This window comes from Vibrio sp. 1078-1, assembly GCF_033340475.1.
In genome coordinates this window covers 103,649-109,698 of record NZ_JAWOWM010000014.1, presented here as the reverse complement: position 1 = coordinate 109,698, position 6,050 = coordinate 103,649, and the positions used below count along the sequence as shown (strand labels likewise).

Genomic DNA, 6,050 nt, shown 5'->3' with positions numbered 1-6,050 from the left:
GCTTTATGATTATGTTCGAAGACCGACTCACTGAATACATGTAACCCCGACAGTTACACAGAATTATTTACAGGGTCTGGAAACTCGAAGAGCTATAAAGGGGTACGCTTGTTATTTCAGCTACATTGCTTAAGAGAGGATACTCAAGTTCCTTACTTATCTAACGATACCAAACAACGCTTAGTTGATTCTTATAATTTTTTCGCCAAAATTAGAGGATACGCCCCTCTGACTTATATGTTTTACAGCTAGAAAATAACCTTGCATTAGTTTCTTTCGACATGCAATTAAACCATCAGTTACAAGGTAACCAGTCGCTCATTAGGCCTCTATTTATTAGTTAGTTTCAAACAGCAATAGATGTTGAATGTATGTAATTCTCCACAAAACATATGGTGACGTTAGCTAGGTATCGTTCACCATACTACAAGTGCTGATTCCCTCATTAACCCTATATTTTAAATCCTTCGATTCTAGTTTCCTTTACCTCTACTGTTAGCTTGGGGTGTGGTAACTGTCCTCTAGCCAGCATTTGAATAGGATTTCCTGTTCGTTTTGTAGTGGTTTCTTTATTACTTTTTTCATACGCTACTTTGGGTGATATTGAAGACTCCCAGTAAAGAAGGTCTACTGGAAGAGCGCATAGAAATTGTAGAGGTTTCCGTGTCTTGAACTCACCGTGAACTAAGCGCCTTTGTGCATATGAGTAAATTAGATCCTTTTCTGCACGAGTGGTGGCCACATAGAATAGCCTAAGCTCTTCATGAACATTGTCTTTCTCATTACCTTTGAAGTGTGCTTCTTCTTCGCAGCCAATGACATATACACGCTTAAACTCTAAGCCCTTACTAGCGTGTTCTGTCATTAACTGAACCGCACTAGCCCCTTGCTCACCAGAATCCACCAGCATGTTAAGTTCTTTGATACAATCATGTAAGTGTCCATGAACCTCAGTGAAAGCAAAAAGGCGCTTTGTTAAGGTAATGACGTTTTGCTCTCTTTTATTAACTTCTGAGATTACTTCTGCTGTCATCTCTTGAGTTTTATACTTCTTCTTAGCGTTATCTATAATTTTGGGTTTGAACAGCTCGACCCAGATTTGATGCAAACCTTCCTCTAAGCCAGAAAGTACTTCTCCCCACTTATTTCTCAGTTCAGAATCACTAAGTTCATAGTTATTTATTTTTGCTAAGTCAGTGATTGAACCGCATTCGAACAATGCTTCTTTGATAATTGAGTGGCACTCCAACAAAGAGGCAAATCCAAGCTTTCTATCTTGAGATTTTACAGTTCCATACGTGGTCATGTACTTACAGTATTCAATAACTGTTAGGTTTTTATCAATGAGCTTTTGGCGCATAGTTACGCCCTTAGTTTTAAGGCTTGCTGCATCAATGACACGTGAAGCAGCCATAACATCCTTCTCATTAGCACAGAAACGTAGGAATGCACTCCAGTCCTTTACTTCTTTACTATCAAAGAAATCCTTGTCGCCAACAACTCGGTATTCTACCCCATGCTCAATAAGTTGAGCTTCAATTGGGTCTTTGATTACTTTTGAACGATACAGAATGGCAATTTCTTCTGGTTTTAATTCACCAGATTCGATAGCCTGTTTAATCTCATTGGCTGTCGTAATTGCCTCATCCTTGTCATTGGCAAATTGTCGGGCAATTGGCTTATCACCCTGAATATTTGCCATTGCTATCATATGTCCGTCTGTAACCTTTTGGTCTTCATGCATTAAGTCAGCAATAGCATTGGCCACATTTACAACTTGTTCAGTTGATCGAAAGTTCTCTCCCATCTGAACAATCTTCATGTCTCCGAATTCTTTTTGAGCATTTAGTAACTGACCGACATCTGCAGCCCTGAAAGCATAAATACTTTGTTTTTCATCACCAACCATAGTTAGGTTATTGCCTTGACCAACAATAAGTTTTAACAATAAGCCTTGGACTGGGTTAGCATCCTGATGCTCATCGGCAAGTACTGCTTTAAACTGGTTTTGCAACCAGGTTCTAAAACCTACATCATGTGTGAGAATTTTTACCGCATGGACGAGAATGTGGTCGTAATCAATAGCATTCAGCTCAATCATTCGTCTGTAGTAGACCTTCCAGATACAAACGCAATGGCTTAACAAGGCTTTCTCATCAAAAGTCAGATTTGGGTTGGTTTTGGACTGGTGCTCGAACTCAGACTTAGGACCACGACCATAGGACAAGGATAGCCCCATGAAGTTTTGAACATACTTTGCACCACCGTGCTCTTTTAAGAACTCATAGTCTGAGTTCGATAATGTTTTCTTAGCTGACTCATTTATTAGTGTAAGGGACTCAGTTTCATCCAAGATAACTAAGTCACTCGATGTATAACCGCACTTTACAAAATATGGGTGTTGCTTTTTGATGGCAGGTTTTATGACTTGGTTTAGTGCAAAGGAGTGCCAGTTACAGATAACAGCTTGATAAGCTTTGATACCTATACGTAAGTAAAGACGCTCTAACATTTCCGCAGCAGCTTTCTTGGTAAAGGTTATGGCACAAAGTCGACAGGGTTCCAAGCCTGACTCAATGAATGTCGCGGCCTTCTCCACAATAACGCGAGTCTTACCACTACCTGCCCCCGCATTAATCATGCAAGGTACTCCAGTCGTGTTGACTCCTTCATACTGACTCGCGGTTAATTTCATTCTCATCCCTCCCATTTAAGTGTTTATATATGGTATTTTAATTCAACCTCAAAGTCAACTTTAGTCTATTGTTTTTTGTTGCTAAATGATATATTTCATTTAACGGAGGATTGCGTCTATGTTTGAATTTTTGGGTGTAACAGCAGCTGACGGTCTTGAGCAACTTAAAGAACCGGAAAGGTCTTATTACGAATATGTAATAGAGCATGGCGACACGGGGCTGTACAAAGCCATGCCGTGGAAAAGTAAACGAGATTTACTTCTTACTTACAAAGGTGAGATTGAAGAGTGTACTTTAATCTCTAGCAAGCTAAACAATATACATCCTAAATACATACGTACAATCATGAGAAGCGAGAATGGTTGGCCAGGAGCTGACCAGAAAGCCAAGAACGGTTCTGGTGATTTAGGAATAATACAAGTTAACCCTAAGGTTTGGGATCAAGAGTTTCGTAAGCTTGGTGTGACTATAAACTGGGAAGACGTCAGAGATGATGTATGTGCAAATCTATTTATTGGTGGTGTCATTCTGGCCAGAAGATTAAACGCAACGAATGACATTTTTAAAGGCCTCGCTAACTACCATCGATATGCAACTTCAGACAATAAATATTTTCATTACTCGTACCGCCTGAAAGCAATGAAGCACTTTGCTGATATTGAATCTGAGTATGGTCGTTGGATTTCTCACCGAATACACGCAGTCAATAAACTAGGAGAATAGCCATGTGGGTCGCTATTGCAGAGAAGTCTTCTCAAGCTGAAAAGATCGCATCAGCTTTGAATCTTAGAAAGCAAGGTGGATTATATTCAGGCTTCTACAAAGGGCAAGAACTGATCCTTTGGTATGCCGCAGGTCACTTCCTCGAACTGTCTCCCCCTACAGAGCAAATACAGAACTTCAGTTGGAACGATCCACGTACTCACGAACGCATCCCTCGCAAGGTTCCTTATAAAGTTTGTCCGGACATACCAGCTCGTGACGGATACCCGGCAAGAAAACCAGGAGAGCGAATCCAATTACTTAAACAGTATGTCGACAAAGCGACTTTAGTCATTGGTGCTACAGACCCAGACCGAGAAGGTGAAGTCATATACCGTAGCATTTTAGATTTCCTTAAATACGATGGCCCATTAAAACGAGTTTGGTTAACAAAGGGGTTATCCAAGGATGCAATACAAACCTCTTTCGATGAAATGGTCGATGCATCTCAATACTACGGCGAATATTTAGCTGGGTCTAGTCGTCGTATGGCAGATTACGCAGCCATGGTTCTAACTGCCACCTACACTTATTACTCAAGAAGGGGAATGCTTGGAAAGTACCTAGGCTCAGGGGATAAGAAAAGCTCAACGACATCTGTTGGTCGAGTTCAGTCGACTGTTGTAGGTTTTACTTACCATCGTCATCAAGAAAGAGCAAACTTTAAATCTGTAACTCACTTTCGTCCGGTACCGCTGATCAGGTGTAACGGCGCTGTAAGTTTTGAAGGCCGATACCTTCCAGAGATAAAAGACTCCGACTATGACTCCCCTATCCCTGGCGTAAAGTGGGATGAAAAAAATCTAGCATCCAAAATATCGCCTGATATGTCTGAGGAAGAAGTCGAGGAGTTAACCATAAACAATAGACCTAAACCTCTTTATATCGACAAATCTATTATGATGGATTTTACGGAAAGGCTTAAGCAAGCGTGCATATTGGATTTAGATATAAATGAAAGTATGGCGACTTCTGCCCCACCAAAGCCTTTATCACTGACCAAACTACAGAGTCTGATTAGCAACGCTAGTGCCACTGATGTCCTCAATGCAGCACAACGCCTATACGATTCTGGTTTTATCACTTACCCAAGAGGTGAAGAACAAGAGATTTCTGACAAAGATTACAACCCTAGGGATATTGCGGACAAATGTACTCAACTAGCAAAATGGGACCAATTTGGCCAAGCCGCCCTTAAAATCGCTGCCATTCAAACGGGACAAGACGATACCTGCGCAAGTTTCAAACCAAGCTGCTATACGCCAGGAGATAAAATACACGATGCTCTAGCTCCTGTTGTTATACCTAAACCAGGAGAGCTACAGGGGCTAGATCTTCAGGTCTTTGAAGAAATTACGTCGCATTACTTGCAAGCACATTTACCTCCATCAAAATATTTAGTTCAAGAAGGGGTTTTAAAATTCGATACCCATGGGCTTTTTGGAGAACCGGTATCTAGTTTCAAGATCACAAAGCGATCTTGTATAGAAACTGGGTGGGAACATTACTTTAAAGGTAAAGAGACCGTCCAAACTATCAGCTTAAACGATTTAGACAAAAGCAATGTTTCAATTCCAGATGTTGAGCTAAAGGAGTCTACTACAACTAAGCCCCCTCTCTTCACTGAGGCCTCACTACTTTTTGCGATGTACCATGCGGCAAAATTCGAGCCTAATCCTATTCTTAGGAATTCACTCAAAGAATCAAAAGGCATTGGGACACCAGCTACTAGGCCAACTCAAATCGCAACTATCTTAATGCGTGAGTTCGTAGCGTATACTAGCAAGGGTAAAAACCCTTCGATTGATATCACCCCAAAAGGGATTGAATTGTATAAGGCACTACCTGATTCATATAAAAGCCCTGGTACTACTGCCAAATGGGAACTCAAACTTTCTGACATGAGTAAACTCCCTCAACGAGAAGCAGAAGCAGCGTCTCTGGAATTTATAAACACTCAAATTGAAAATACTGAAAAGCTAATAGGTTTCCTGAATAAAAACCTGTTTGATAAAACACCAAGAGACGGTGTGAATCCTAACATGCCACTTTCAAACCAAACCAAAGATAAACTTCAGAAGCGTTGTAAAGGGCTCGGACTACCAATGCCCAGACAGGCCTTAGCAAGTGAGGCTAAAGCGAGGCAATGGCTACGAGAGCACCCTTGGTTGGTAACTGACGCTATGCGAAGAAAGATTTCACAAATATGCTCTTTCAAAAAGATCCAGCCGCCAGCGCTTAAAATGACTGACTTTGGTAAAGCTCTAGAATTTATAAAAGTTCACGAAGATGATGTCCCAAGTACTCCATCTAAAAAGTTTCTTGATTACGCAAAACAGTTGGAATCGAAGACTGGCCTGAAAATTCCTTCTCAAGCGATTAGTAACGCCAAATTACTATCTAAATATGTAGAAGAGGCAAAACGTATTAAGAAACCAAGTAAAAAGACTATTGCTGCTATTAACGAGCTGGCTAAAAAGCTAAACGTTAGGGTTCCTGCTAGTGAATTAGAAAATGACGAAAGAGCAAAAAACATACTTAGCCGTATGAAAGCAATGATTGCTACAGCATCAAAATAAGGGGTTCAAGTAG

At 40.7% G+C, this 6,050-nt stretch carries 3 protein-coding genes; 2 read left to right on the top strand and 1 reads right to left on the bottom strand.

Going from position 1 to position 6,050, the window contains the following annotated elements; translation table 11 throughout:
* Positions 1-451: 451 nt before the first annotated feature.
* A complete protein-coding gene (locus tag R7190_RS20815; protein ID WP_025633991.1) occupies positions 452-2,695 on the bottom strand; it encodes an ATP-dependent helicase in 2,244 nt (747 codons plus the stop codon).
* Positions 2,696-2,813: 118 nt separating this feature from the next.
* On the opposite strand from R7190_RS20815, the gene R7190_RS20810 reads away from it, so the two are divergent.
* Both R7190_RS20810 and R7190_RS20805 read left to right on the top strand, forming a co-directional pair.
* The gene (locus tag R7190_RS20810) at positions 2,814-3,419 is read left to right on the top strand and encodes a transglycosylase SLT domain-containing protein (protein ID WP_025633990.1); all 606 of its coding nucleotides are present in this window, start codon (positions 2,814-2,816) and stop codon (positions 3,417-3,419) included.
* A 2-nt stretch (positions 3,420-3,421) separates the two neighbouring features.
* The gene (locus tag R7190_RS20805; RefSeq protein WP_025633988.1) at positions 3,422-6,037 is read left to right on the top strand and encodes a DNA topoisomerase; all 2,616 of its coding nucleotides are present in this window, start codon (positions 3,422-3,424) and stop codon (positions 6,035-6,037) included.
* Positions 6,038-6,050: the final 13 nt, after the last annotated feature.

Bases quoted from the DNA above. Each gene is read 5' to 3' on its own strand.
- R7190_RS20815 (WP_025633991.1), bottom strand. From the start codon at position 2,695: ATGAAATTAACCGCGAGTCAGTATGAAGGAGTCAACACGACTGGAGTA.
- R7190_RS20810 (WP_025633990.1), top strand. From the start codon at position 2,814: ATGTTTGAATTTTTGGGTGTAACAGCAGCTGACGGTCTTGAGCAACTT.
- R7190_RS20805 (WP_025633988.1), top strand. From the start codon at position 3,422: ATGTGGGTCGCTATTGCAGAGAAGTCTTCTCAAGCTGAAAAGATCGCA.